Origin of the sequence: Streptomyces sp. NPDC026673 (genome assembly GCF_040638135.1) — a bacterium.
Taxonomy (GTDB): Bacteria; Actinomycetota; Actinomycetes; order Streptomycetales; family Streptomycetaceae; genus Actinacidiphila.
On the sequence record NZ_JBEZXR010000010.1, the window covers coordinates 49,192 to 75,105 of the forward strand.

The window sequence follows — 25,914 nt, forward strand, 5'->3', positions numbered from 1 at the left end:
CCCGCTCCCCCACGGGTCACGGACGCAGGGGAAGTCTGACGCGCAGCAGGGCTCCTCCCCCACGGGCTTCGCCGGCCTCCGCCTCGCCGCCGTGGCGGCGGACGATGTCGCGGACGATGGCCAGTCCGAGTCCGGCACCGCCGGAGTCGCGGGTCCGGGCCTCGTCCAGCCGGACGAAGCGGTCGAAGACCCGTTCGCGGTCCGCGGCCGGGATGCCCCGGCCGTCGTCGGCCACCTCCAGCACCGCCCACCGGCCGTCGCGGCCGACGCGGACCGCCACCGAACCGGCGGCGTGGCGCTGGGCGTTGTCCAGGAGGTTGTCCAGCACGCGCGACAACTGCCCCCGGTCGCCGCCGACCATCACGGCGTCGGCGGTCTCGACGGACACCGGCACACCGCCGGAGCGCAGGGCGGTCTGCTCCCGTGCCAGTTCGTCGAGCGCGACCGGCTCCACGGGCGTCTCCTCCCCGGCGTCGAAGCGGGCGAGCAGCAGGAGATCGGCGGCCAGCGTCTGGAGTCTGGCGACGTCGTGCACGGCGCCGTCCAGGTCGAGCAGGGCCGGGTGGGCGGCCGCCACCTCCAGTTCCGTGCGCAGGGCCGCGATCGGGCTGCGCAGTTCGTGCGACGCGTCGGCGACGAAGCGGCGCTGGCGTTCGACGGACGCCTCCAGCGCCGCGAGCGTCTCGTTGGTCGCGCGGGCGAGCCGGGCGACCTCGTCACGGGCCTGGGGCTCCGGCACCCTGCGGGACAGGTCGGTGCTGGAGGTGATGGCCTCCATCTCGGCACGGATGGCGTCGACCGGGCGCAGCGCGCTCCGCGCCGAGAACCAGGTCACCGTCCAGACCACGGCGAGCATGACGGGCAGGCCGGACAGCAGGAAGACGACCGCCGTGCGGACGGCGTCCTGCTCGGCGGAGAGCGAGGCACCCGCGGTGACGGTGTAGCGCTCGCCGCCGCGTTCCCCCGAGAGGGCCGCGAAGCGGTACGGCGCCTGCTTGCCGTCCACGGTCGCGGTTCCGGATCCGTACGCGGCCTCGATCTCGGTGTCGGTCTCGGCGTCGCCGTCGCCGTCGCGGTCGTCGTCGATGTCCGGCACGGGCGCCCCGGTGATGCGCTGGACGTCCTCTCCGACGGCGAGGCGGCCGCCGCGGGCGTCGGTGACCTGTACCGGGTACTCGTCGCCGTCCGGCAGGTCGAGCCGGTCGTAGGGGGTGCCCGCGGCGATCTGGCCGGTGACCTCGCGCGCGGCGATCTCGGCCCGCAGCTCCGCCTGCCCGGTGAGATTGGCCCGCAGCGCGAGGACCAGACCGAGGCCCGCCAGGACCAGGGCGACGCCCACCACCGCGGTGGCGGACAGGGCGGTGCGGGCGCGTACGGACCTCATCCGCTCTCCATCACGTATCCGGCGCCCCGGACGGTGCGGATCGTGGCCGCTCCGAGCTTGCGGCGCAGCGCGCTGACGTAGACCTCGACGATGTTCGGGTCGCCGCTGTACGCGAAGTCCCACACGTGCTCGATGATGTCGGCCTTGGTGACCACTTCCCCCGCGTTGAGCACCAGATGTTCCAGCACCGCGAACTCGCGGGCGGTGAGCGGGATCTCGGCCCCGTCGCGGGTGACCCTGCGGCGGCCGGGCTCGACCGTGAGGCCGCCGATGGTGACGACCGGTGATCCCCCGTGCGAACGGCGCCGCAGCAGCGCGCGGACGCGGGCCAGGAGCACGACGTAGGAGAAGGGCTTCGTCAGGTAGTCGTCGGCACCGGTGTCCAGGCCCTCCGCCTCGTCGTACACGCCGTCCTTGGCGGTGAGCATCAGGATCGGGGTGTCGTCGCCCGCGGCCCGCAGGGCGGCGCAGACGCGGTAGCCGTTCATGCCGGGCAGCATGATGTCCAGCACGATCAGGTCGTAGGCCTGGTGGGTGGCCTGGTGCAGCCCTTCGGCGCCGTCGTGGACCACGTCGACGGCGAAACCCTCGGCGGTCAGGCCCTTGGCCAGGGACGCGGCGAGTCGGTGCTCGTCCTCCACGATCAGCAGGCGCATGCGTACAGCGTGCCAAAACGATCCTGAGGATTTCTTCAGGATCCTTCAGCGTGGCTTCAGGTACCCCGCGCGACGGTGGTGTCACCCGATCACCCACGGAAGGACACACCGTCATGAGGCGCAAGACCCTGATCGCCGCCGCGGCCGCCGTCGCCGTCCTGGCCGGAACCGGTGGCGTGGCCGCCGCGGCGTTCGCCGACGACGACCGGCAGCGACCGGCCGCCGTGTCCGCGGACACCCGCGACGACGACACCCCCGACACCGACACCGCCGACACCGACACCGAGACCGACGGGGACGACACCCGGGACGACGACCGCGTCAGCGGCGGCACGGACCGGGCGGCCGGCACCCGCACCGTGAGCCTCGCCGACGCGGTCGCCTCGGCACGTGCCGAGGCCCCCGGCACGGCCGTGTCGGCCGAACTGGACGACGACCGCGGAGGCACGGACTGGGAAGTCGAGATCCTGGCCGAGGACGGCACCTGGCACGAAGTGACGATCGACGCCGCCGACGGCAAGGTCGTCTCCACCCACCAGGAGCAGGACCGGCAGGACGCCGCCGAGGCGCGCGGCGCCCTGCGCGGCTCGAAGACAGACCTGCTGGACGCGGCCGAGGCGGCCTCCTCCGCCCGGCCCGGCGGCACCGTCACCTCCGTCTCCCTCGACGACGACTCGCGCACCTGGGAAGTCGACGTCCGGTCCGGCAAGGGCACCACCCACGAGGTCCATGTCGACCCTGTCAGCGGCGACACGACCTGACACCCGCCCCGGCGTGTGCGGCGCGGCGCCCCGGCGTCATGAGGCGTCCGGCCCGGCACCGGCCCGGGCGGACGCGACGACGACGGCTTCCCCGCCCGGTACCGGCGGGGAGCCGCGCCGCCGGCCGGTGGACCCTCTCAGACCCTCGACTCGGGCGGGAATCCGGTCCACCGCAGTTCGGCGGGCAGGTGGCGCATGTCGTTCTGGACGAGGACCGAGGAGGGCCGGCCCGGCGCGTAGCGGATCACGGTCAGGGCCGCGTTGGCGTGGTTGATGCCGAGCCATCGCCACGCGGGGGCGTCCGTGGTGTGCCGCACCAGCCAGGCGACCAGGAAGTTGTGCGTGACGACCAGCTCATGGCGCTCCTCCTCACCCTCCACCGGACCGGTGTACCGCTCCAGGGCGCGGCGGGCCAGCACCGGACCCTGCTCGCGGTCCTCCTCCGTCCACCCGTCGAGAAAGCGCAGGAGGAAGTCGGCGCAGTCGGCGGGCAGTTCCTCACGCCGCGGAAAGTACGGGACGTAGTCCCCGGCGGTCTCCGAGACGCGCACCGCCGCGCCCTTCAGGTGTTCGCCGATCAGGCCGGCCGTCTGGGCGGCTCGCGGCAACGGGCCGTGGTGGACCACCGAGATCGGGTACTCGGCCAGCCGGCGGCCGAGCAGGTCGGCCTGCCGTCGTCCGTTCTCCGACAGCCCGCTCTCGTCCGGCAGAGCCTCGCCGTGCCGAACCAGATACAGGTAGCGCGTTGCCGTGGCCGCCATGCCCGGGACTCCTTCGTGATGCGTCACGATCTTGTACGTCGTCCCTGGACTCGACGCCGTCCCCGCCCTCCCGGTTCCGCAGCGCCGCGCCGTGACCGGTGCCGGTGGGACGTCAGATGCGGCCAAAAAAGGCGAGTTCGGCACGATTGGTCCTGCCGGAGAGCGCAAGGGAGGTGTCCGCGCCTAGGCTCCTGGGCAATGAGTGATGCGTAGCGATGTCCTTCGTTCTCGGGAGCGCGGAGTATGTCTGAAGCTCGCCTTGTCTGTCGCAGCGAGGAGTCGGCCGCGGCGGTCGTCGCCGTCGGCAGCCGGCCCGGTGACCCCGGGCACACCGTCCAGCAGGAGGGCCCGGTGGTGGTCATCCGGTACCAGGACAAGCTGTGGCCGCTCGACGTGGCCGAGTGGGCGGCGCTGGAGGGACATGCCAGCGACCCCGCGGCGGCCCGGGTGATGGCCTCGCTGTAAGAGGCCGCGCGGAGAGGCGGGCCGCGTCGCCACGCCCCGCGCGGACGGCCCGTCACTCCAGCAGTGCGAGCGCGCTGTACCAGACCGGGCCCGGGTTCAGGCGATCCGGATGGAGCTCCAGCATCCGGTCGAAGAACGCACGCGGGCGCGGCCGTTCGGCCAGCAGGCGCTGCGCGTCGAGCAGATAGTCGCGGGTCTGTTCCAGGATCACGGGGTCGTCCGGCAGGTCCTTGTTCTTGTGCCCCGCGACGACCGTGCGCGGATTCAGCGCCGTGACGGTGCCGAGTGCGGCGAGCCACTCGTCGATTCCGCCGCCGGCGCTTTCCAGCAGATACTGGTGGACTCCGTTGTACGCGACGTCGCCGGCCACCACGAGGCCGATCGACGGCACGTGCAGAACCGTCGTGTCGTCGGTGTCGGTGTGGCCGGTGTCCACCGCGCGCAGCGGGTTCCCCTCCAGTTCGAGCCCCTCTGCCGGAATCACCCGGAAGACCACGGGGCTGTCGGGAATGAGCCCGGGGAAGTCCACGTCCCATCTGCTCTGCCGGCCTTCGGAGGCCTGCCTGCGCATCAGGCGGATCGTCCCCTCGGTGGCGTAGGGAACCGCGCCGGGGAACCGCCGGAGCAGCAGATCGGTGCCGAACCAGTGATCGCCGTGACCGTGCGTGGCGTACACAAAGGCCAGTCGCCGGCCGTCCAGTCCGGCCTCGATCCAGTCGCCGATCCGGTGCACCTGCTCGCGGGTGAACGGCGGGTCGACGAGGACCGCCTCCGCGTCTCCGAGGATCAACGTGGACGTCAGGGGCGAGGAGAAGATCGGGCTTCCGTCGGGCAGCCGGGGACCCTGCCTGCGGCGCGTGCCGTCGCAGACGAACGTGTCGTAGCGGAGCTCTGTCATGCCACACCCCTGGCCGCGCCCCGGGCGCCGGGCGCCGTCCGGCCCTGGGACCCCGGCGCCGCGGGACGCTCCGTCAGCCGAGCCCGGCGGGCACCGGCGCCTCCATCAGTGCGAACAGGTCGGCGACCTTGCGGTCGAGTTCGAGACCCACCTGGGCGATCTCCGCACTGCCGAAGCTGTCGAAGTGCGAACTCGGCTTGTCGATCACGAATCTCGGCCCGTCCGGCCCCTGGTAGATCTCGGTGCGCAGCGGCGCGTGCATCATGGCGGACGGATCGTGGCGGAACATGCGTTCCGCGATCGCGTAGTTGCCCATCAGGTACATGATGAAGGGCGTCCTGTCACCGGCGAGACTCATGAGCGCCGTGCCCGCGTTCCTCCAGAAGATCATGAATCCGTGCGGCGCGTTCCTCTCCGCCTGGGCGAGGGCGCTCTCCCAGGACCCTCCCGACTCGACGATCCGCAGGGTCTTTGCCTCCCGGTACGGAGGCACCAGGGTCTCGTAACGGCGCACCGCCTCGTCGAACGAGCCGGGCAGGGGGACGTCAAGCCGGGTGACCTCGTACCGGACCGATCGCGCCTCGGACACATGGACCACCTCGGATCACCGCCGATCCCTTCGCCACGCAACGGATCCGGCCACGACGATCCGCGCCGGCCCTTCTCCCATCGTCCCGCGGCGGCCCGGCGGCGCAACTTCGCGGGACGATGGGAGAAGGGCCGCCGCCGGAACCCCTCACACCCAGTTGCGCCGGGCCGCCGCCACTCCCGCGCCGAAGCGGTTGGTCGTCCCCAGCTCCGCGTAGAGGTCCTGGATCCGTCGCCGCAGCGTCCGCGTCGACATCCCGAACTGGCGCGCGATGGCGTCGTCCTTGACCCCGGCGGCGAAGAGCGCGAGCAGGTTCCGCTCCTCGTCCGTGGGATTGCGTGCCTGGTCGCCGTGGTCGCCCAGGACGTCCGGTGCCGCCGGCGGCGGCGTTTCGAGGCCGGGACCGCTCAGGGAGGCCGCGGCGGCCCAGTAGCGCTCGAACAGCTCGCTGAAGGCCTCCAGCAGCGGAGGGGCCTCGGTGTACAGGCACTCGTCCTCCGCGTCGCCCAGGCTCAGCGACACCATCGCCGCCGACCGGTCCGCCATGGCGAGTTTGACCGGCAGCGCGGCCACCACCCTGGCCTCCTCGCCGCGCGACACCAGGCTGCCCAACTCCTGCCAGCCGCTCTCGGCGTCGAAGCTGGCGGCCGCGTACACGGCGCGCACCCGCACCCCGCGCCGGACCGCCGCCTCGTCGAGCGGTTCGTTCGGCGCCAGCAGGAACGGCGGGCGGGCGAGGGCGCAGATCTCGTACCGGGCCACCTGCTTCAGACGGTAGTAGCAGTCGCCGACCGCCTCCGGACCGCTGATCGTCCTGGTGGCGGGCTCGGTCATGCTGGATCGCCTGGCATCGTCGAAGATCGCGCCCAGCGGCCCCGCCGCCTCGCGCACCGCGGCCAGCTGGCGCTCGCGTGAATCCACCAGCGCCCGCAGGGCGTGACGGGGATCCACCGTGAGGAACTCGCCGGAGGAACGCCGGCTCACCAGGCCGTTGTGGTGCAGGCGTTCCAGCAGTGTCAAGGCCCGCCCGCCCTCCACTCCGACCGCGTTCACGACGTCGTCGACCGTCCCTCCTCCCCGCGTCAGCAGATGGCGATAGACGGCCTCCGCCTCCGCGTCGAGTCCGACCAACTCCAAGGGCGCCTCGGTTTCCATCGTCGTGCTCCACTTCCGGCCCGGTACGTGTGATCTCGATCAGGAAAATACAAGCCGGGTCGCCGGCCGTGTGCACAGCATCGGTGTGACAGTCCATCACACTGTCCGTGTTTCCGGGACGCTACGCGTACGTATCGGCATTAACCCGGGCGCAACATACGCCGGTGGACGAGAGGCGGCGAGTACCGCGGGGGTCCCGAGTCGCCTCACACCGTGTCACGCGCCTCGCTTGCGGCACCTTGCACCGCCTTGCGCCCTGTCCACTTGGTGACATGGCACAGAAGTGCCAAAGCACTGTCTTTACAGCGACGCGAACGGATGGCTGACTGCGAACGACTCCTGCACATCTAGTTCATGAGGTTCCCTTGCGCATGCCTCCGTCCCGCAGACGCGGGTTGTCAGTCGCCGTCGCCGCCCTGGTGGTGCTGACGGCCACCGGTCCGGCCGCATCGGCCGACCCGGCCGCCGAATCCCCCTCCCCCACCGCAACCGCCACCGGTCCCGCCTCCGTCCGCACCGTCACGCTGATCACCGGTGACAAGGTCACGGTGACGGCGGACGGCGGCGGGCAGTCGGTCACGTCGGTCGTCGATCCGCACGGCAGGACCGGCGGAGCCCGTGTCATGACGGTCGGCCCGGACACCTACGTGTACCCCGACGCCGCGCTGCCCTACATCGCGTCCGGGTCCCTGGACAAGGAACTGTTCAACATCACCGGCCTGCTGAAGGACGGTTACGACGACGCCCGCAGCGACCGGCTGCCGCTGATCGTCACCTACACCGACGCCGCCGCCCGATCCCGCAGCGCGAAGACCCCGGACGGTGCCCGCAAGACCCTGACGCTCAGCAGCATCCAGGGCGCGGCGCTCTCCGCCGAACACGACCGGGCGGAGGACTTCTGGTCCTCCCTGACCGGTGCCGACGCGAAGACCACCGCCGCCGCGAAGGCGGCGGACGGCGGACGGCTGGCGGGCGGCATCGCCAAGGTGTGGCTGGACGGGAAGGTCAAGGCCACCCTGTCCGACACGACCGCGCAGATCGGCGCCCCGCAGGTCTGGGAGAGCGGCAACACCGGACAGGGCGTCGACGTCGCCGTCCTCGACACCGGCATCGACGCCGAGCACCCCGACTTCGCCGGCCGCATCGCCGCGGCCGAGAGCTTCGTGCCCGACACGGACGTCAGCGACCGGCACGGTCACGGCACCCACGTCGCCTCCACGGTGGCCGGGACCGGCGCGGCCTCCGGCGGCACCGAGAAGGGCGTCGCCCCCGGCGCCGCCCTGCACATCGGCAAGGTCCTGGACAACTTCGGCAGCGGCCAGGACTCCTGGATCCTGGCCGGCATGGAGTGGGCCGCCCGCGACCAGCACGCCAAGGTCGTCAGCATGAGCCTCGGCGGCGGTCCCACCGACGGCACCGACCCGCTCAGCCAGGCCGTCGACAACCTCAGCAAGGAGACCGGCGCGCTGTTCGTCATCGCGGCCGGCAACTCCGGCCCCGCGCCGTACAGCGTGAGCGCCCCCGGCGCCGCGGACGCCGCGCTGACGGTCGGCGCGGTGAACGGTCCGGGCAAGGGCGTGGACCAGCTGGCGTCGTTCTCCAGCCGCGGGCCCCGCGTGGGCGACAACGCCGTCAAGCCCGATCTCACCGGCCCCGGTGTGGACGTGCTGGCAGCGCGCTCGCAGTACGCGCCCGAAGGCGAGGGCGCCTACCAGACGATGAGCGGCACCTCCATGGCGACGCCCCACGTCGCGGGCGCCGCGGCCCTGCTGGCCGCCAAGCACCCGGACTGGACGGGGCAGCAGCTCAAGGACGCCCTGATCAGCACCACCGCGAGCACCCAGCGGTTCAACCCCTTCGAGGCCGGCAGCGGGCGCGTCGACGTCGCCGCCGCCGTGAAGGCCACGCTGGTCGCCTCCGGTGACGCCTACGCGCAGACCCACTACCCGTACACGCCGGGTCAGACGGTCCGCAAGGACGTCACCTACACCAACTCCGGCGCCGAACCGGTCACCGTGGACCTGGCCGTGAGCCCGGGCCAGCTGCCCGAGGGCCTGTTCACGCTCACCGACTCGCGGCTGACCGTGCCCGCGCACGGCACCGCCACCGTCGGCGTGATCACGCACCTCGACGCGGCCGAGGACAACGGCGCCTACGCCACCCGCCTGGTGGCCACCGCCACCGACGGCACGCCCCTGGCCCGCACGTCGGTCGGTGTGAACAAGGAGGGCCGCCGGGTCAACCTGACGGTCACCTCGAAGGACCGGAACGGCAAGGCCCTGCCCGGCACCCTCATCCTCAAGGACGTCGAGCGCAACACCGCCCCCAAGGCGATCACGGTCGACGCCTCGGGCCGCACGGAGCTGCGGCTGTCCCCGAGCACCTACTCGGCGTGGCTGAACGCCGACGTGCCCGGCGTCGACGGCACGCACACGCTCGGCTTCGCGATGTTCTCCGCGCCGCAGATCGACCTCGACACCGACCGCACGGTCGCCTTCGACGCCGCGAACCTGCGCAAGGCGGCCGCCGTCACGCCCCAGGCGACCGCCAACCAGTTCATGAGGGTGGACCAGTACCGCACCAACAGCGGCCTGTTCCCCTTCATGGACAGCTACATGCCCGAGTACTGGAAGTACGACAGCCTCTGGGTGACCCCGACCCCGAAGGTGACGAAGGGTTCCTACGTCTTCGCGACCCGCTGGCGGCAGATCCAGCCGCCGCTGACGTTCTCCTCCGGCTCGCGGACCTACGACGACGTCACCGTCCAGAGCCTGTCGCCCAAGCTGCCCGAGGGCACCGGCACCTACCGCGCGGTATGGGCCGGCGACGGCTCGGCCGCCGACTTCCGCAAGGTGAGGGCCCGCGGCCAGGTGGCGGTCGTCCGCCGCAGCGACACCGTGTCCGCCCCGGACCAGGCCGCGGCCGCGGCGAAGGCCGGCGCGAGGCAGCTGCTGATCCTCAACGACGGCTACGGAAAGTTCGACCCCTGGGCGGACCTGCCCGAGGGCGCCCCGCTGCCGGTGGCCTCCCTCGGCGCGGACGAGAGCGCGCAGCTGCTGAACCGGCTCCGCAGGCCCGGCGCGACACTGAAGGTGGTCTCGCACCCGTATCCGCGCTATGTGTACGACCTGGTCCGCCACCACGACGGGGCGATCCCCAAGGAGCCGTCCTACCGTCCCGGCGCCGGTGAACTGGCGCGTATCGACGAGTCGTTCCGCAACACCAGGCAGGGCGAGGCCGTCGCGTACCGCGAGGACGTGTCCCTCTTCGACAGGCCCATGCTCATCGCGCCGACGCTGGTCCCGGCCCAGGGCACGCTGACGTCGTGGGTCTCGGCGGGCTCCGACGCCCGCTGGATCTCCTCCGCCGCCATGCGGGACCTCGGGCAGCGGGGTGTGATGCGCACCTACAAGGCGCGCAGCACCACCGAAGAGAGCTGGTTCGCGCCCGTCCAGCGTCCGCGCGTGTACAGCGACGGCGTCAGCTGGCAGGGCCCCTACCGGGTCGGCGACATCATCAGCACCTCGACGCTGCCGGCCTGGGGTGACTCCGGCGCTCACGCCGGCGTCGCCTGGATCGACGGCGACACGTCGAAGATCTCGCTCTACCAGGGCGACCAGCTCCTCGGCCAGGACGTCAACGAGCGGATCGTGACTGTCGAGGAACTGTCACCGGACCCGAAGCCGTACCGGATCGTGGTGGAGGGCAAGCGGAACACGCCGGACCGGCCGTACTCGACCCGCACCCGCACCGAGTGGGGCTTCACCTCCGGCACGGCGGACTACGCGACCCTCACGCCCCTTCCGCTGGTGCAGCTCGACTACGCGGTGGCCACCGACCTGTCCGGCAAGGCGAAGCGGCGGACCGGGCTGACGGTCACCCCTTCGCACCTGAAGGGAGCCGCGGGCGCCGGGGCGATCCGCACGGTGACGCTGGAGGTGTCGTACGACGACGGCGCCACGTGGCGCAAGGCGACGCTGCGGCAGTCGGGCGGCGGCTGGAAGGCGCAGCTCGACGCGCCGTCCCGGGCCCGCTTCGCGAGCCTGCGCACCACCGCGCGGGACGCCAACGGGAACAGCGTCCACCAGACGCTGATCCGGGCGTTCGGTCTCAAGTAGCGGCGCCGGGCCGACCGAAGGGCCCCTGTCCCCGGTGGTGAACCGGGGGCAGGGGCCCTTCGTGGGGTGTCGGCTCGGGTCAGGGGCCGACGCGGCGCGGGAGGCTTGAGGAGGGGGTCGCCCCCCGCGCCGCGGTCCTGTGATTACTTGGTGAATCCGATCCGGGTCCAGTCGGTGTCCTGGAAGCCGAAGGCGCCGTAGTTGGCCACATCGGACTTGGCCGCGACGATCTGCGGGCGCTGGTACAGCGGCAGGTTGACGGCCAGCTTCCACAGCGCGGTGTCGGCGGCGTTGAGATCCGCGAGGTAGGCGGAGTGGTCGACCTCGGTGCCCGCCTTGTGCATGTCCGCGTCGATCTTGGGGGTGCCGATGCGGGCGTAGTTCTGGCCGACGTTGCCGTGCTTCGGCGAGACGAAGGTCGCCGCGCTGTTGGTCAGCGGGAAGAACGGGACCGACCCGATGCCGCTGAACAGCGTGAGGTCGAACTTTCCGGCGCTGACGTCGTTGAAGAAGTCGTCGCTCGGCTTGACCTTGGTGTCCAGCTTGATGCCCACGTTCTTGAGCATCGCCGTGAACAGCTGGGCCTCGTTGGCGGCGATGGGTGTTCCCGAGGGGATCGTGAGGGCCAGCTCCAGCGGCTTGCCGTCCTTCTCGCGGACACCGCCGTGCAGCTTCCAGCCCGCCGCGTCCAGTCGCCGTCCCGCCGCGGCGGGGTCGTACCGGCCGAGGGATCCGGCGTTGTCACGGTAGGCGACGTCGTTGTTGACCAGGAAGTGGTTGTCGAGCGGCTTGGCCGGGAAGGGGAGGCCGTTGAGGTCCGCCTTGCCGATGGCCTCGCGGTCCAGGGCCATGAAGACGGCCTGGCGGACGCGGCTGTCCTTCAGCAGCGGGCTCTCGCCGTTGACGACCATCTGACGGAGGTTGGGGGCGCCCGCCACCCGTATGGAGGTGTGCGGCACCTTCGTGGCCTGCTTGTAGGCGGCCACGTCGGGACCGATGTCCTCGACGTCGATCTCGCCCGACGCGAAGGCGCCCGGCGTCGACGCGGCGTCCAGGGTCCGGAAGTTGATCCCGTCCAGCACCGGCTTCGCACCCCACCAGTGAGGGTCGCGGACCTCGGAGACGACCTTCGTCGTGGGGTCCATCTTGCTGATCTTGAAGGGGCCCGCGGTGACCGGGACCTTGTTCTTGTAGCTGTCGGCGAACTTCTGCGGGGTGTCGATCTGCGACGCCGGGTACAGCGGGCTGAACAGCGTCTGCCACTCCGAGAACGGCGTGGCGTAGGTGACGACGACCTGCCGCGGGTCGCTGCCCTGCTTCACGGAGGAGATCTGCTCGTATCCGGCGGTGCTGACGGGGGTGTACTTGGGATTCTTCCCGTTCTGCGCCTGCCAGTTCGCCCGGAAGTCCTTCCAGGTGATGGGCGTCCCGTCGGACCAGGCGGCCTTGGGGTTGATCCGGTAGGTCGTGACCTGCTTGCCGTGCTTCAGCACGGTGGCCACCTTGGTGAGGTAGTTCGGGTTGGGGGTCCGCTTGTTGTCGGGGGTGCTGTGGAAGAGGGACGGCAGCAGCGGCGCCATCGTCGTGGTCACGGCGACGGTGTTCTGCGAGGCCGCGTTGAGGCTGTTCCACTGGGTCGGGTACTCGTCCACCGGGAAGTTGAGGGTGCCGCCCTGCCGGAGGTTCGCCGGGTCGACGGGGTTGATCTGGTTGAGCGTCGCCTTGGGTGGGGCCTTGGGTGCCGCGGAACCCGCGTCGCCGCCTTTTCCGCCTCCGCACGCCGTGGCTCCGGCGAGCAGCCCCGCGGACACCACGACCGCCGTCGCCAGCTTTACGGACTTCACGTTCAACTCGGCTCTCCTTCTTCGTTCGGTGGGTTCGGCGACCGCCGGGCGGGCGGTCTCGGCCGCGCGGGCGGCCTCCGCGGCGCGGGCGGCCTCCGCCGGCGCGTGCGGTCCCGTCGGTTCACAGGACCTCGAGGGCCGCCGCGTAGTGGCAGGCGGCGGTGTGGTCCTCGCCCATGGCGGCGGCCGCGGGATCCTCGGTGTCGCAGCGCTGCATCCGGTCCGGCGTGAGCCGCCGGTACTTGGGGCAGCGGGTGCGGAACCGGCATCCCGAGGGGGTGGCCGCGGGACTGGGCAGATCGCCCTGGAGGATGATCCGCTTGCGTTCCCGCTCCTTCCGGGGGTCGGGCAGCGGCACGGCGGACAGCAGTGCCTGGGTGTAGGGGTGCGCCGGGCGGGCGAACACGTCCTCGACGTCGCCGGCCTCGACGATCCGGCCGAGGTACATCACGGCGACGCGGTCGGCGATGTGCCGGATGACCGACAGGTCGTGCGCGATGAAGAGGTAGCTCAGGCCGAGCTCGGCCTGGAGCTGGTCGAGCAGGTTGATCACGCCGGCCTGGATCGAGACGTCCAGTGCCGACACGGGCTCGTCCAGCACGATCAGCTTCGGATCGAGGGCCAGTGCCCTGGCGATGCCGATGCGCTGTCGCTGCCCGCCGGAGAACTCGGCGGGGTAGCGCTCGGCGTGGTCGGGGAGCAGTCCCACCAGGCGGAGCAGTTCGGGGACGCGCTCGGCGATCCGCTTCTTGTCCCAGCCGTGGGTGCGCAGCGGTTCGGCCAGGATGTCCCCGATGGGCATGCGGGAGTCCAGGGAGGCCATCGGGTCCTGGAACACGACCTGGAGGTCCCGGCGCAGTTCCCGGCGCTCCTTCCCGTCCAGACCGCCGACGTCCCTGCCGAGCACCACCACGGTGCCGCTCTGCCGGGCGGAGAGGTCGAGGATCTCCAGCATGGTGGTGGTCTTGCCGCAGCCGGACTCGCCGACCAGGGCGAGGGTCTCGCCCTGGCGGATGTCGAAGTCCACCCCGTCCACGGCCCGCACCGTGCCGACGCGGTGCTTGAAGACCGATCCCTTGAGCAGCGGGAAGTGCTTGGTGAGGTTGGCGACCCGCAGGACCTCGGCCCGTTCGGCGCGGGGCTGTTCGGCGGAGACCCGCGGCAGTTCGGGCGTGGGGAACATGCCCTGGGCCGGGATGCCGCCGATCTGGTCGATCTCCTGCCCGCGGTGGCAGGCGGTGGCGTGCGCGGAGCCGTGGCCGACGCCCAGCAGCCGGGGCTCCTCGGTCCGGCAGCGGTCCACGGCCACCGGGCAGCGCGCCGCGAAGGGACAGCCGGGCGGCAGGTCCACCATCGACGGCGGTGAGCCCTCGATCGGGGTGAGCGCCGTCCGGTCCCCCGAGTCCAGCCGCGGTACCGAGCTGAGCAGGCCGATGGTGTACGGCATGCGGGGGGTGTGGAACAGTTCGTCGGCGGTCCCCGACTCCACCGGCTTCCCCGCGTACATCACCGTGACCCGGTCGGCCGTCCCGGCCACCACCCCGAGATCGTGGGTGATCATGAGGATGGCCGCGCCGGTGACGTCCTGCGCCTTCTTCAGCACCTCCAGGACCTGCGCCTGGATGGTGACATCGAGCGCCGTGGTGGGCTCGTCCGCGATGATCACCTTGGGGTCGTTGGCGATGGCCATGGCGATCACCGCGCGCTGGCGCATGCCGCCGGAGAACTCGTGCGGGAAGGCGTCGATACGCCGCCGCGGGTCGGGGATCCCGACCAGGTCGAGCAGGTCCAGCGCCCGCTGCCGGGCCTGTGCCGCGGTGAGGTCCTGGTGGATCCGGAGCGCTTCCACCAGCTGCGTGCCGATGGAGAAGACGGGGGTGAGCGCCGAGAGCGGGTCCTGGAAGACCATGCCGATGTCGCGGCCGCGAACGCGCGACATGTCCCGGTCCGACAGGCCGAGCAGTTCTCGGCCCTCGAGCTCGACCGAGCCGGTGACCTCGGCGCCGTCCGGCAGGAGGCCCAGCACGGCGGTGGCGGTCACCGACTTGCCGGAACCGGACTCGCCCACGACGCCGAGGGTCTCCCCGGCCCGGAGCGTGAAGTCGACGCCGCGGACCGCCCGCACGGGTCCGGCCTCGCTGGGGAAGGACACGCGCAGGTCGCGCACGCTCAGGACGGGGGTCCCGGCGGCCGGCCGCGAGGAGCGGCCGTCGAGCACAGCGGTGGGGTGGTTCACGAGGTGAGTCCTTCCTCGGTCGGTGCGGCCGGTCCGGCCGCGGCCGCCGGCTCTCGGTGCGGGGCACGCTCCTTGCGCGCGTGGCGGGCCGGGAGCGGGCGCGTCGTGGCGCGCCTCCCGGACTTGGCCCCGCGGGCCGTCGGGTCGAAGGCGTCCCGCAGCCCGTCGCCGATGAACGCCACGGAGACGCCGATCAGGACGAGGAAGGCGGCGGGGAAGAAGAAGAGCCACGGGGAGGTGTTGGCGTCGGGGGTGCCGGCCGCGATGAGGGTGCCGAGCGAGACGTCGGGCGCCTGGATGCCGAAGCCGAAGTACGACAGCGAGGTCTCGCCCAGCACGATCGCACCCACCTGGACGGTGGCGTCGATGATCAGGATCGAGGCCGCGTTGGGGAGGATGTGCCGGAAGATGATCACCAGCGGGTGCACGCCCATGTAGCGCGCCGCCAGGACGTACTCCCGTTCCCTCAGGGTCTGGGTCATGCTCCGGACGACCCGGCCGGTGATCATCCAGCCGAACGCCGCCAGCAGGACGACGAAGAACAGCCAGGTCCCGTGCTGGAACGCCGGCGAGAGGACCGCGAGGAGCAGGAAGGCCGGGATGACCAGCATCAGGTCGAGGAACCACATCAGGACGCGGTCGGTCCAGCCGCCGAAGTAGCCCGCCGAGGCGCCCACCACCGCGGCGATCAGCGTCGTCAGCGGCCCTCCCACGAGGCCGACGACCAGTGACTTCTGCAGGCCCCGCAGGGTGAGGGCGAACAGGTCCTGGCCCGAGTGGGTGGTGCCGAACCAGTGCTGGGCGCCGGGTCCGACGTCCAGGCTGCCGAAGTCGTTGTCGTGGTAGCTCCAGTGCAGGAACGGCGGCGCCGCGTACGCCAGCAGCACCAGCGCGATCACCAGGCCGACACCCACCAGGGCCAGCCGGTTCCGGGCGAAACGCGCCCGGATCAGCGCGCCTCGGCCCCTGGCCCTGGGCGCCGGCGCCGGGGCGCCTGTTGCGGGGTTGGTCATGACGGAATCTCCTCGAGTCGGGTGAGCCGGTCGTTCACCTGGGGCGTTCTCAGGTACGGACCCGAGGGTCGAGCGCCGCGTAGACGATGTCGGAGAGCAGGCCCGCGATCAGCACGACGGCGGCGGTGAAGATCGCCACGGCGGCCACCGCGTTGACGTCGTTGCCGGCGATGGAGTTGACCAGCCACTCCCCCATGCCGTGCCACCCGTAGATCTCCTCGGTGAAGGTGGCGCCGGTGAACAGCAGCACGACGTTGTAGACGAGCAGCGGCATCACCGGGATGACCGCGGTGCGCAGTCCGTGCCGCAGGACGGCCTGCCGTCGCCGGAGCCCCTTGGCGCGGGCCGTCCGCAGGAAGTCGCTGCCCAGTACGTCGAGCATGGTGCTGCGCTGGTAGCGGCTGAAGAACGGGATCTGCGCGAGGAGCAGGGTCAGGGTCGGCAGGATCAGGTGCTCGATGTTGTTGAGGATGACCGGGAAGGTGCCGTGCACCTTGGGGTCGTACATCCCGATGTACTGCACGAGCGGCCCGTTGCCCGCGGTGTCCAGGGTCCTCAGTCCGACCGCGATCACCACGACGGGGGTGGCCAGCAGGACGTACGAGACGATCGTCGACACCCGGTCGGAGGGCCGGTACTGCCGTAGCGCGTTCCACGCGCCCACCGCGACACCGCCGACGGCGCCGAGGATGGTCGCGACGAACAGCAGCTCGGTGCTGACCAGGACGCGCCGGCCCAGCTCGGTGTTGACCGACGCGCCCTCCGCGGTCTTCCCGAAGTCGCCGTGCAGCACGATCCCGGTCAGCCAGCGCCAATACCGCAGGTACACGGGGGTGTGCGGATCGAGGTTGTAGCTGTGCAGGATCGCGTAGATCGAGTGCAGGGGCGGCCGGGGATTCTTCGAGAGGTAGTTGATGTCGGGGTGGAGGGTGCAGGAGGCGAGAAAGTACGTCGCACTGGCCGCGATGAACACCAGGATTGCGTAGTTGCCGAGGCGGCGCAGCAGGTAACGACCCAACGTGCTTTCTCCTTCATGCGACCCGCCCTGTGACCAGGGCGTCGCCCAGCTCCGCTGGGGGGGCGCATTCCGGATTCGGCATGACCGCCGGGAAGGCGCCGCATCGGGCGGGGGGGAACAATGGAGCGTCGTCATCGAACGGCTCGCAAATATTCTCCTGCCGTCCACATCCATGTCAGGCAATTCGCGGACAAAGAATTGGCAATGCACATGACGGGACGGAATTGCGGGAAAAGGGTTCCGACCCTGCCGGAATTCCCTCTATGACGTGCGCCACTTTATGTGATGTTGATATGCCGGCGGTCCGGAGAACGCGAAGGGCGGGCGCGGAGTCGGCTCCGCGCCCGCCCCTGGGATGGTCCGCGTCAGTCCACCGCGAGGGTGAAGACGTGGAGGTCCGTGTTGTCCGGGAGCTTCACGCGCGTGATGGTCTTGCCGTCCGGTGCCGTGAAGGGCTTGGTGGCGAAGACGTAGGTGGCCACCGGATCCTTGTCCGCGCCCGCGACGTTGCGGTACGCCGTCTTGGCCACGACCTCGTTGCCGAACCGGACGCTGCCGCCGCCGCCTCCCATCGTCCAGTCGGTGAAGGACAGGTCGACGGTGCCGGTGCTGCCGTCCGCGTAGGTGACCGTCGCCGTCGTCTGCTGGTCGCCGTTGACGGCGCTGCCGACGAACGACAACCGCGAGGCGGGAGTGCGCAGTTCGATGGTCTGGCCGGTCGCCGAGGCGTTGTCGGGGCGGCCGGTCGGGGAGTCGGGCCAGGTGAACGCGGGACCTCCGGGAACCGTGCCCCGCGTGCCCGCGCTCAGCCCCGCCGCGGCGAGGGCCTGACGGGAGTAGCTCCAGCCGCCGCCGTCGAAGTCCGCCTCGTCGTGGTCACCGGAGTCGTCCGAGATCCCCGTGCTGTTGTACGCCGCGATCAGGGAGCCGGGGGCCGCGACGGTCAGGGACACCGGCTGCTCGTACGCCGTGTCCCCGTACGACACCGCCACCTTGGCGTCGTAGAAGCCCTGCTTGACGTCCTCGGCGGTGGACAGCGTGATCTCCTGGGAGCCGCCGGTGAACTCGCCCTCCGCGGGGGACGCCGTGACACCCTCGGGCACCTCGACGCGGAAGCGCACCCGAGGTGCCGCGCCGCCGCGCAGCGCCACGGCCCGGATGCCGACCTTGGAGCCGCCGCCCGGGGCGATCGTCGCCGTGGTCGGTCCGACGCCGACCTGGTACGGCTGCTCGCCCTCCCGGAAGGACGGCGGCGCGTCGGCCGCGTCCGTCCCCCAGGAGCGGTTCGCCGTGCCGGAGAGGCTGTAGTCGAGCCTGCCGCCGTCCCGTACGAAGGAGGCCGGGAGCCACGGCCGGTCGGTGGCGCGGCCGTCGACCTTCAGGGACCGGATGTACGGCGCGTCGGCCGCCGCGCCCGCCGCCCGGATGGAGATGTCGTTGCCGGCGGGGCGGTGGATCTCGATCCGCGGGAACAGCGGGGAGGACAGGACGAGTTCGGCGCGGGAGGGCACCTGCGGGTACATGCCGAGCGCGGAGAAGACGTACCAGGACGACATCGCGCCAAGGTCGTCGTTGCCCGGGATTCCGCCCGGCTGGGTCGACCACAGCGCGGTCATCGCGGCCCGCACCGTCTCCTGCGTCTTGTAGGGCGCGCCCGCGTAGGCGTAGAGGTAGGGCACGTTGATCGACGGCTCGTTGTCCATCTCCGACTTCTCGCCACCGCTCCCGGTGAAGGCCCAGCTGCCGTCGGCCTTGTGGAAGAAGGAGTCCAGCCGGGCCAGGGCCTGGTCACGGCCGCCCATCGCGGCGAACAGACCGGCGGGATCGTGCTGCACCATCCAGGTGTACTGGGCAGCCGTCCCCTCGACGAAGCCGTTGCCGGTGGCCGGGGTGAAGCCGGTGACCCAGCTGCCGTCCGCCGCGCGGTTGGCGATGTAGCCGCCGCTCGGGTCGGCAGCGACGTTGAAGTTGTTCTGCCACCACTGGGCGCGCCGCGCGAAGTCCGCCGCGGTGCCCTTCTCCCCGGCGGCCGCGGCGAGCTGTGAGAGGGCGAAGTCGGCGCCCGACATCTCCAGCGTCTCGGCGGCACCGCCCCAGGCGTTGGAGACGGACGGCATGTAGTGGAGCTTCAGGTACTTGTCCAGGGAGGGGCGCTGACCCACGGAGAGGATCGGCTTGCCGGTCGGGGAGAGGTCGAGTTCCGTCGGCACGGTCGCCGCCTTCACCAGCGAGCCGAGCGCGCCGCGCAGGTCGAAGTCCGTGCCGCCGAAGGCGTGGATGCCGGCGAGGGCGGCGGGCGACGGGTCGCCGTTCATGACGTGCGTGCCCTCGGCACCGTGCAGCCAGCGGTCCCAGACCCCGCCGTTCTGCCGGGCGAGCTCGTACAGCGACTGGGCGATGTCGGAACCGGTGCGCGGGCTCAGCAGCGTGAGCAACTGCACCTGCGAGCGGTAGACGTCCCAGCCGGAGAAGGTGCCGTACTGGGCCTGGTGACCGCGCGCCACGGTGTGGACCGCGCCGTCGCTGCCGCGGTATCTGCGGTCGGCGTCGCTGATGACGTTCGGGTGCATCAGCGCGTGGTAGAGGGCGGTGTAGAAGGTGGTGCGCCCCGCGTCGGTGCCGCCGCCCACCTTGACGGCGCCCAGCCGCTCCCGCCAGGCGCGGTGGGCCGCGTCCCGTACGGAGTCGAAGGAGCGGCGCGGCGGGTTTTCCGCGGCGAGGTTGGCCTCGGCGCCCGCCTCGCTCACATAGGAGATGCCGACCTTGACGTTCACCGGGCCGGTGCCGGGCTCGAATTCGACGTAGCCTCCGGCGCCCTTGCCCGCCACGGGCGTCCCGCCCTGGGAGAAGCCTCCGGTGCCGCCGGAGGCGGACGTGGAACCGGGGTTCAGCTTGTCGTCCTGCCAGGTGCCGGTCGTCTTGAAGGCGCGGTCGAAGCGGGCGGTGAAGTAGAGGGTGTAGTAGGCGCGCCGGCCCTCGGGGTCGAGGTATCCGCAGAAGTTCCCCGAGGTGACCGAACCGGAGACGGTCCGGGTCTTCGGGTCGATGGACACGGTCGAATCGGTCGACCCGACTTCGGAGTTGGCGGTACGGATGAGCATCGAGGCGGGCTTGCCCGCGGGGTAGGCGAAGCGGGCGGAGCCCGTGCGCGCGGTCGCCGTCAGGTCGGCGGTGACGCCCGAGGAGAGGTCCACGGTGTAGCGGCCGGGCTCGGCGGTCTCGGCGGCGTGCTTGAAGTCCGCCGCGTAGACCGCGTCCTTGGTGTCGACGGCGGGCGAGGTGGTGACCTCACCCGCGTACGGGAGGAACGGGATGTCGCCGCTGCCGCCGGCGCAACCGGTACCGGACATGTGGGTGAGGCTGAAGCCCCGGATGCGGGTGGCGTCGTAGTGGTAGCCGCCGGGGGCGGTGGTGCGGGTGGCGTCGCCGCGGGTGGTCTCGGGACTCCAGGACAGCATGCCGAGCGGGACGACGGCGCCGGGGAAGACGTTGCCGCCGTTCTTCGTGCCGATCAGCGGGTCGACGTACGCGGTGGGGTCCTGCACGAGGTCGGGTGGCGGCGCGGCGGGCGCCGCGAGGGCGGGCGTGGCGCCGCCGAGTGCCATAACGGCGGCCAATAGCACGGACGTCGGACGGAAACGCATGACGCGGCCCCTCTTGTCTCCGATGGGTCGCGCGCCACAGGTCACACAAGCCGCGGGGACAGTAACGCGTCCCACGGGCCTGCCGGAAGACCGCCTCGGGACGCGAACCTCCCGGCAGCGTCGCGGAGTCCAGCCGCACGTCAGCATGCTTGACAACGTTGCCCATCGGACCGGTATAGTCATGCGCAGATCAATGACAACGTTGTCGCGCGCCACGGTCGTCACCAAGCCACGCACCACCGAAACCCCCACTTCGGACCCGGGCCGCCGCCGACTGGGCCCTCGCCCGGCTCCCGCCCGAACACCGCCCCGCCCTCGCATAGGCCAGGCGGCTCTACCTCGGCCACCGCTATTCCGAGGAGAACTGGAGCGACGCGCTGCGGGCGCAGGTGCGTCCGCATGTCGACCGGGTGCTCGCCGAGATCGAGCGGTTGCACACATGAGTCCCCGGCGCGACGGGACGCACGTCCGTCGCGCCGGGTCACCCACCCAGCTGCGCGCGGAGAAGCACGCCCAGGCGCCGCCACGCCGGGGACGAGGCGTCGACCGTGCCCTGGATGAGGGCGGGGATCTCGGAGCCCGCGTCCAGCCCGGGCGGCTCGCCGGACCCGTAGCGTTCCCGATGCGCGGCGACGATGCGGCGGGCGAGGGCGTCGACGCGGGGATCGTCGGCGTCGAGGTCGTGGGCGTCGTCGTAGTCGAGGAAGAGCCGCCTGGTCGCGGGGTCGGCCAAGGTCGCGGCCTGGTCGCGGAACAGGGTGATCGCGCGGTCCGGGTGAGTGGCGAACACGAGGATCCACAGGTCGCGTTGCAGGTCCACCCACCGTGCCGAGAATCCCCAGCGGGCCAGGGCGTCCATGTGGGCGACGACCTCGGCGGGCAGCGGCACCAGATGCCCGTCCGCGAGCCGCCGCAGCCGCCCCTGCGTGGCCCGCAGACCACCGATGCGGACGGTGATCTGGTCGTCGATCTCGCGCAGGGCCCGCCGGAACTCCTCGTCGGTCGCCGATCTCAGGTCCCGGATGCGAGCCAGCGGGACACCGGCTTCGGCGAGGGTCCGGATCTTGATCAGCTCGATGGCGGCCTCCGCGCCGTACCGCCGGTAGCCGGAGGCGTCGCGTTCGGGCTCTGGGAGCAGCCCCTTGTCGTGATAGAGGCGGATGGTCTTGACCGACACTCCGACATGGCCGGCCAGCTGCCCGATGGTGATCACCCGGCCATCGTCCCACTTGACCCTGCCCCAGGGGCAGGGTCGCAGTATGGCGGCATGGCGAATACGAATGCGGATCGGGAGACCCTGCGCGAACTGGCCGACGCGGGCAACGAGACCGCGCTGGACCGGCTGGCCGACCTCGCGGACGAGGCAGGCGATCTCGCGGATCTGGACGAGTTGCTGGACGAGGGATCCGCGCACGCCGGATTCCTGCTCACTCGGCGCGCCGCCGCGACCGGCGACCTGCGCGAGCTGCAGCGGATCTCCGACGCCGGGTACGAGGCGGCCGGGCACGAGCTGGAACGGCTGCTTCAGGCACCGGCCGACGGACATCGGGACTGAGGGGCCCGGCGCACCGCTGGCAGTGGCGCCCCGGGCCGAGGCCCCCGGATCCGGTCGGCGGCCGGCGTATCCGTTTCGCGGCCCGCGTTTCCGGGCGGGGGGCGGACCGAGGGGCATCCGTGCGCATCCGCGTCCGCGCGCTCGCGACGTGACGGAGCCCGGGAGCGGTATCCAGCTGCCCGGGCTCCTGCTGTGCCACCCAATTGCGCACACCGGCGGCCTCTAAGAGGTGCGGATCATTGTGAGATCGACGTGTTCTACCTTTGAACTACCGTGCCACGGCAGAGGCACAGAGGGGACTTGAACCCCCATCCGTCGATGATCGTCCACCCTCGGTCGATCCGGTGTTCGGCGGCGAATGCTGAGACTGGAGCGAGAATCTGAGTTTCACGGGGCTGCCTCTGCCGATTTGGGCCACCCCGGCTCGTTGTGCCGGGGGAGGGATTCGAACCCCCACTGTCACCCCTGGTCAGCTTCAACATCAGTTTCAGCTTGCGCTCTTCGCGCACCCCTCGCTCCCGCGAGGGGGGATCATGACGTCACCCGAACAGGTAACCGAATACCGCGTCCCCCACCCTCTGGTCCGTGACCTCCGCCCCGTTGGCCTCCTCGCGCGCGAACTTGACGGCCTGCTGCAGCTTCTCGACCCGCCCGAGCAGTTCGTTCACACGCCGCGCCGGCAGCGCACCGGAGAACTTCACGGTCGTCCAGTACCCCACGGCCACGTCCTCGTAGTACACCTCGACCTGCGCCGGGTGCTTCTCCGTGGCCTCCGCCTTCACGTGGTTGCGCGGCACCTTCTTCGTCCGGATCGTCCGCACCGGGTCCGTCTTCCAGCTGTCCGTCGACGGATCCAGGTTCCACGACTCCGAGGCGTCCAGGACCGGCAGCTTGCGCACGAAGGTGTGGAGATCCGTGAGCTGCTTCTCCAGGAACAGCAGATACGGCACGGGGACCTGCGCCAGCAGAACCGTTCCGTCCACCACGACATCCGCGGCGGCGGTCCGGTTCGCCCAGTCCTTCGTCGCCGTCACGTCGAACAGCCGGGTCAGCGTGGCCGCGGCCCCCCGCAGCACGTCCTCCGCCTTCACCTGCACCCGTGTCGACTCCGGGGGCAGTTGCTCGCCCTCCTCGTCCTTGGGCTGGTACGTCCGCGAGATCCCGGCCAGCAGGGCGGGCTTCTGGACGTCGTGATGGGCCTGGGTCAGTTCCTGGAGGGACTTCGACTTGACGCCCTTTTCCACGGCGATGATCTGATTGAGCTTCGGCACAACCGGAAAGTTAGCAGCGCCGCCCCGCACACACACCCGAATTTCCGCCCGTCGAGGGGACGTGGTCACGAGGGCCGCGGCAGCGCCCCTCCGGCGTGGTCCGCCGCGGCCGCCGCGAGCGGGGCCAGGACGAAGTCGTGGTGGGCGTCGACCCAGGGCCCGTGCGGGCCGCCGCTGTTGGCGCCGGGCGGCGGATCGTGGCGGACGAGGTCGAGGATGAAGCCGTCGCGTACGGCGTTCGCGACGTCGGACTCGAGGTAGGGCCCGCCCCTGAAGTACAGCTGCGAGGTCAGGTCGCGGTGGCCGGTGTGACGGACCTTCACATGGAGGTGGGCGGGACGGTAGGAGTGGCGTCCGAGCGCGCCGAGCAGGGTGCCCATGGGTCCGTGCTTGGGGATCTCGTAGGGCGGCGGCAGGATCGTCTCCACCGCGAAGGAGCCGTCCTCGGAGGTCGTGAGGCGGCCGCGCAGATTCCACTCCGGGATGCCCGGGAAGACGTTCGAGTAGCGGCCGGTGGCGTCGGCCTGCCACATGTCCAGTTCCGCTCCGGCCAGGGGCCGGTTCCCGGTGTCGGTGACCCGGCCGTGGAAGACCAGCACCCGGCCCGCCTCGTCGGGCCGTTGCGGCATCCGGTAGGGCCGGCTGAGCCGGGGGGCGCCGGGCCGGTAGAAGGGGCCCTCGATCGCCTCGGCGCTCCCCGGTCGTCCGAGGTTCCCGATGTCGGTCGCCTCGGCCTCGAGGAAGACGTCCAGGAGGAGGGACTCCTCACCCTCCTTCACGGACGAGATGACGAGGTCCCTCGCCCGCCGGTACTCGTCGTGGGTGATGTGGTGCTTGCGCATGAAGTCGAGCAGGGTGCGTTCCAGGTCCTCGACCACGTCGATCACTCGGTCGTCGGTCATCGTGCTTTCCTCACGGTGGGTGTGCGGGAGCGTCAGCGGGTGACGATGCTGACGTCGTCGGGGTCGATGAGGTCGGGCACGGTCCAGCCGTCGAGGTCGTACTCGGCGAGGCAGGCGTCGGCGAAGGCCTCGTAGTCGCCGGTGAGGCCCATGGCGTCCTGCGCGGCGAGGATCTCCGTCCGGACCGCTTCGTGGTTGCCGCTGTAGTTGCGTTCGTAGAGCTCGTGCCGGCCGCCGAACTCACTGCCGACGGCGTCCCACAGGAGCTTCATCACCTTGGCGCGGCTCACCGCGTCGTAGCCGTTCGAACCCCGCATGTACCTCTCGAGGTAGGGCCGGGCCTGGGGGTTCCTGAAGTCGGCCGCGTGGGAGTTCAGGTAGATCAGCCCGCTGCCGAGGTCCTGCTCGATGATCTCCTTGATCCTGGGATAGCCCTGGGTCATGAACCACCGGTAGGCCAGGCCCGCGTTGGTGTCGGGCAGTACCGTCCCGCCCACCCACGGGTCGGGGTTGTGGGCCATGGAGTCGGTGAGCGCCCACATCAGGTTCCGCCAGGCCAGCACTTCCCCGACCCGGGTCTGTATGCCGCGGAAGTCCCTGGTGCCCGTGATCTCCAGGGCCTTGAGGAGCAGGCCGGCCAGGAACTCGATCTTGACGGCGAGCCGGGTGCACCCCTGGAAGGTGAACCGCGGCAGGAAGCCCGACATCGGGAAGAACGTGCTCGCCCTGTCCACGTCCCCGTAGACGAAGACGTTCTCCCAGGGCACGAGCACCTTGTCCAGAATGAAGACCGTGTCGTTCTCGTCCAGGCGGCTGGAGAGGGGGTAGTCGAAGGGGCTGCCGGTCACGGCCGCGTTCATGGCGTACGAGGGCCTGCAGATGAGCTTCATCCCGGGTGCCCCCGTCGGGACGGTGCAGATCAGGGCGTACTCGCGCTTCTTCAGGGGGATCCCGTAGTGCGCGATGAAGTTGAGGTGGGTGATGGCCGATCCGGTGGCCACGACCTTGGCGCCGCTCACGACCAGGCCGTTGTCCGTCTCCTTCTCGACGTGGACGAAGACGTCGGCGACGTCGTCGGGCCTTCGGTTCCGGTCGACCGGCGGGTGGATGATCGCGTGGTTCCAGTACAGGACCTTCTCCTGCGACTCCCGGTACCACCGGCGGGCGTTGTCCTGGTAGGGGTCGTAGAAGTCGGCGTTCGCCCCGAGGGTGCCCAGGAAGGACGCCTTGTAGTCGGGGCTCCGGCCCATCCAGCCGTAGGTGAGGCGTGCCCAGCGGGCGATGGCGTCGCGGTCCCCCACGAGGTCCTCGGCGCTGCGGGCGGCGCGGAAGTACCGCATGGTCCATCCGTCGCCGCCGGTGTCGGTGGGACAGGTCAACTCCGGTTTCGTGGCGGGGTCGTGCAGGGCGTCGTAGAGGCGGGCGGCCATCCGGACCGGATTGCGGAACGCGGGGTGCGTGGTCACGTCCTCGACGCGTTCGCCGTACAGGTACACCTCCCGCCCGTCGCGCAGGCTCTCCACGTACTCCTCCCCGGTCAGGGGCCGGGTGTTCGTGCCGGGCGTGGGCTCGGCGGGACGGGTCGCGTGTGCAGTGGTCATGGTTCTCTTCCCTGGTGGTTCTTGCCCGGTGGCTCTTGCCCGG

At 71.1% G+C, this 25,914-nt stretch carries 19 protein-coding genes and 1 pseudogene; 5 read left to right on the forward strand and 15 right to left on the reverse strand.

The features are described from left to right. Window positions 1-16 precede the first annotated feature (16 nt). Both AB0F62_RS10710 and AB0F62_RS10715 read right to left on the reverse strand, forming a co-directional pair. Window positions 17-1,384 carry a HAMP domain-containing sensor histidine kinase gene (locus tag AB0F62_RS10710; RefSeq protein ID WP_361795126.1) on the reverse strand — a complete coding sequence of 456 codons (1,368 nt, stop codon included), beginning with the start codon at window positions 1,382-1,384 and terminating at the stop codon, window positions 17-19. Beyond that, window positions 1,381-2,040, reverse strand: coding sequence for a response regulator transcription factor (locus AB0F62_RS10715; protein WP_361795129.1), 660 nt, complete (start codon window positions 2,038-2,040; stop codon window positions 1,381-1,383). The genes AB0F62_RS10710 and AB0F62_RS10715 overlap by 4 nt, the downstream gene beginning before the upstream one ends. A gap of 113 nt (window positions 2,041-2,153) precedes the next feature. Here AB0F62_RS10715 and AB0F62_RS10720 point away from each other — a divergent pair, with 113 nt between their 5' ends. Further along, the gene (locus AB0F62_RS10720; protein ID WP_361795132.1) at window positions 2,154-2,801 is read left to right on the forward strand and encodes a PepSY domain-containing protein; all 648 of its coding nucleotides are present in this window, start codon (window positions 2,154-2,156) and stop codon (window positions 2,799-2,801) included. Window positions 2,802-2,938: 137 nt separating this feature from the next. Here the strand turns inward: AB0F62_RS10720 and AB0F62_RS10725 are convergent, their stop codons facing one another. Then, the gene (locus tag AB0F62_RS10725) at window positions 2,939-3,562 is read right to left on the reverse strand and encodes a histidine phosphatase family protein (RefSeq protein ID WP_361795135.1); all 624 of its coding nucleotides are present in this window, start codon (window positions 3,560-3,562) and stop codon (window positions 2,939-2,941) included. Between the two features lie 243 nt (window positions 3,563-3,805). Between AB0F62_RS10725 and AB0F62_RS10730 the strand changes: the two genes are divergently transcribed. Continuing rightward, a complete protein-coding gene (locus tag AB0F62_RS10730) occupies window positions 3,806-4,027 on the forward strand; it encodes a hypothetical protein (RefSeq protein ID WP_361795138.1) in 222 nt (73 codons plus the stop codon). 52 nt (window positions 4,028-4,079) lie between these two features. Here the strand turns inward: AB0F62_RS10730 and AB0F62_RS10735 are convergent, their stop codons facing one another. From AB0F62_RS10735 to AB0F62_RS10745, 3 genes are all read right to left on the reverse strand, one after another. Further along, on the reverse strand, window positions 4,080-4,925 hold the full coding sequence (locus tag AB0F62_RS10735) for an MBL fold metallo-hydrolase (protein WP_361795141.1): 846 nt from the start codon (window positions 4,923-4,925) through the stop codon (window positions 4,080-4,082). 73 nt (window positions 4,926-4,998) lie between these two features. Beyond that, window positions 4,999-5,514: a DUF302 domain-containing protein gene (locus AB0F62_RS10740; protein WP_361795144.1), complete on the reverse strand. Its 516-nt coding sequence runs from the start codon at window positions 5,512-5,514 to the stop codon at window positions 4,999-5,001. Between the two features lie 147 nt (window positions 5,515-5,661). Beyond that, on the reverse strand, window positions 5,662-6,669 hold the full coding sequence (locus tag AB0F62_RS10745; RefSeq protein ID WP_361795147.1) for a LuxR family transcriptional regulator: 1,008 nt from the start codon (window positions 6,667-6,669) through the stop codon (window positions 5,662-5,664). 371 nt (window positions 6,670-7,040) lie between these two features. On the opposite strand from AB0F62_RS10745, the gene AB0F62_RS10750 reads away from it, so the two are divergent. Next, window positions 7,041-10,787, forward strand: coding sequence for a S8 family serine peptidase (locus AB0F62_RS10750; protein WP_361795150.1), 3,747 nt, complete (start codon window positions 7,041-7,043; stop codon window positions 10,785-10,787). Between the two features lie 143 nt (window positions 10,788-10,930). Here AB0F62_RS10750 and AB0F62_RS10755 read toward each other — a convergent pair whose 3' ends face one another. From AB0F62_RS10755 to AB0F62_RS10775, 5 genes are all read right to left on the reverse strand, one after another. Then, the gene (locus AB0F62_RS10755) at window positions 10,931-12,631 is read right to left on the reverse strand and encodes an ABC transporter family substrate-binding protein (RefSeq protein WP_361795153.1); all 1,701 of its coding nucleotides are present in this window, start codon (window positions 12,629-12,631) and stop codon (window positions 10,931-10,933) included. A 121-nt stretch (window positions 12,632-12,752) separates the two neighbouring features. Continuing rightward, window positions 12,753-14,867: an ABC transporter ATP-binding protein gene (locus AB0F62_RS10760; protein WP_361795156.1), complete on the reverse strand. Its 2,115-nt coding sequence runs from the start codon at window positions 14,865-14,867 to the stop codon at window positions 12,753-12,755. After that, a complete protein-coding gene (locus tag AB0F62_RS10765; protein WP_361795159.1) occupies window positions 14,864-15,880 on the reverse strand; it encodes an ABC transporter permease in 1,017 nt (338 codons plus the stop codon). Before AB0F62_RS10765 ends, AB0F62_RS10760 begins: the two co-directional genes overlap by 4 nt. A 49-nt stretch (window positions 15,881-15,929) precedes the next feature. Beyond that, window positions 15,930-16,898 carry an ABC transporter permease gene (locus AB0F62_RS10770; RefSeq protein WP_361795162.1) on the reverse strand — a complete coding sequence of 323 codons (969 nt, stop codon included), beginning with the start codon at window positions 16,896-16,898 and terminating at the stop codon, window positions 15,930-15,932. Between the two features lie 365 nt (window positions 16,899-17,263). After that, window positions 17,264-20,542, reverse strand: a complete 3,279-nt coding sequence (locus tag AB0F62_RS10775; RefSeq protein WP_361795165.1) for a GH92 family glycosyl hydrolase — start codon at window positions 20,540-20,542, stop codon at window positions 17,264-17,266. Between the two features lie 263 nt (window positions 20,543-20,805). Between AB0F62_RS10775 and AB0F62_RS10780 the strand changes: the two are divergent. Continuing rightward, window positions 20,806-20,985: pseudogene (locus tag AB0F62_RS10780) on the forward strand (aminoglycoside adenylyltransferase domain-containing protein); the annotation flags it as partial. Between the two features lie 38 nt (window positions 20,986-21,023). Here the strand turns inward: AB0F62_RS10780 and AB0F62_RS10785 are convergent. Next, complete coding sequence (locus AB0F62_RS10785) at window positions 21,024-21,755, reverse strand: MerR family transcriptional regulator (protein WP_361795168.1); 732 nt, start codon at window positions 21,753-21,755, stop codon at window positions 21,024-21,026. 54 nt (window positions 21,756-21,809) lie between these two features. On the opposite strand from AB0F62_RS10785, the gene AB0F62_RS10790 reads away from it, so the two are divergent. Next, on the forward strand, window positions 21,810-22,097 hold the full coding sequence (locus AB0F62_RS10790) for a hypothetical protein (protein WP_361795171.1): 288 nt from the start codon (window positions 21,810-21,812) through the stop codon (window positions 22,095-22,097). Window positions 22,098-22,636: 539 nt separating this feature from the next. Here the strand turns inward: AB0F62_RS10790 and AB0F62_RS10795 are convergent. The 3 genes from AB0F62_RS10795 to AB0F62_RS10805 all read right to left on the reverse strand — a co-directional run bounded on the left by AB0F62_RS10795 (window position 22,637) and on the right by AB0F62_RS10805 (window position 25,871). Further along, a complete protein-coding gene (locus AB0F62_RS10795; protein ID WP_361795174.1) occupies window positions 22,637-23,368 on the reverse strand; it encodes a hypothetical protein in 732 nt (243 codons plus the stop codon). 65 nt (window positions 23,369-23,433) lie between these two features. Continuing rightward, window positions 23,434-24,270, reverse strand: a complete 837-nt coding sequence (locus AB0F62_RS10800; protein WP_361795177.1) for a catechol 1,2-dioxygenase — start codon at window positions 24,268-24,270, stop codon at window positions 23,434-23,436. 32 nt (window positions 24,271-24,302) lie between these two features. Beyond that, on the reverse strand, window positions 24,303-25,871 hold the full coding sequence (locus tag AB0F62_RS10805; protein ID WP_361795180.1) for a 4-hydroxyphenylacetate 3-hydroxylase N-terminal domain-containing protein: 1,569 nt from the start codon (window positions 25,869-25,871) through the stop codon (window positions 24,303-24,305). Window positions 25,872-25,914: the final 43 nt, after the last annotated feature.

Bases quoted from the DNA above. Each gene is read 5' to 3' on its own strand.
- AB0F62_RS10710 (WP_361795126.1), bottom strand. From the start codon at position 1,384: ATGAGGTCCGTACGCGCCCGCACCGCCCTGTCCGCCACCGCGGTGGTG.
- AB0F62_RS10715 (WP_361795129.1), bottom strand. From the start codon at position 2,040: ATGCGCCTGCTGATCGTGGAGGACGAGCACCGACTCGCCGCGTCCCTG.
- AB0F62_RS10720 (WP_361795132.1), top strand. From the start codon at position 2,154: ATGAGGCGCAAGACCCTGATCGCCGCCGCGGCCGCCGTCGCCGTCCTG.
- AB0F62_RS10725 (WP_361795135.1), bottom strand. From the start codon at position 3,562: ATGGCGGCCACGGCAACGCGCTACCTGTATCTGGTTCGGCACGGCGAG.
- AB0F62_RS10730 (WP_361795138.1), top strand. From the start codon at position 3,806: ATGTCTGAAGCTCGCCTTGTCTGTCGCAGCGAGGAGTCGGCCGCGGCG.
- AB0F62_RS10735 (WP_361795141.1), bottom strand. From the start codon at position 4,925: ATGACAGAGCTCCGCTACGACACGTTCGTCTGCGACGGCACGCGCCGC.
- AB0F62_RS10745 (WP_361795147.1), bottom strand. From the start codon at position 6,669: ATGGAAACCGAGGCGCCCTTGGAGTTGGTCGGACTCGACGCGGAGGCG.
- AB0F62_RS10750 (WP_361795150.1), top strand. From the start codon at position 7,041: ATGCCTCCGTCCCGCAGACGCGGGTTGTCAGTCGCCGTCGCCGCCCTG.
- AB0F62_RS10765 (WP_361795159.1), bottom strand. From the start codon at position 15,880: ATGACCAACCCCGCAACAGGCGCCCCGGCGCCGGCGCCCAGGGCCAGG.
- AB0F62_RS10775 (WP_361795165.1), bottom strand. From the start codon at position 20,542: ATGCGTTTCCGTCCGACGTCCGTGCTATTGGCCGCCGTTATGGCACTC.
- AB0F62_RS10790 (WP_361795171.1), top strand. From the start codon at position 21,810: ATGGCGAATACGAATGCGGATCGGGAGACCCTGCGCGAACTGGCCGAC.
- AB0F62_RS10800 (WP_361795177.1), bottom strand. From the start codon at position 24,270: ATGACCGACGACCGAGTGATCGACGTGGTCGAGGACCTGGAACGCACC.
- AB0F62_RS10805 (WP_361795180.1), bottom strand. From the start codon at position 25,871: ATGACCACTGCACACGCGACCCGTCCCGCCGAGCCCACGCCCGGCACG.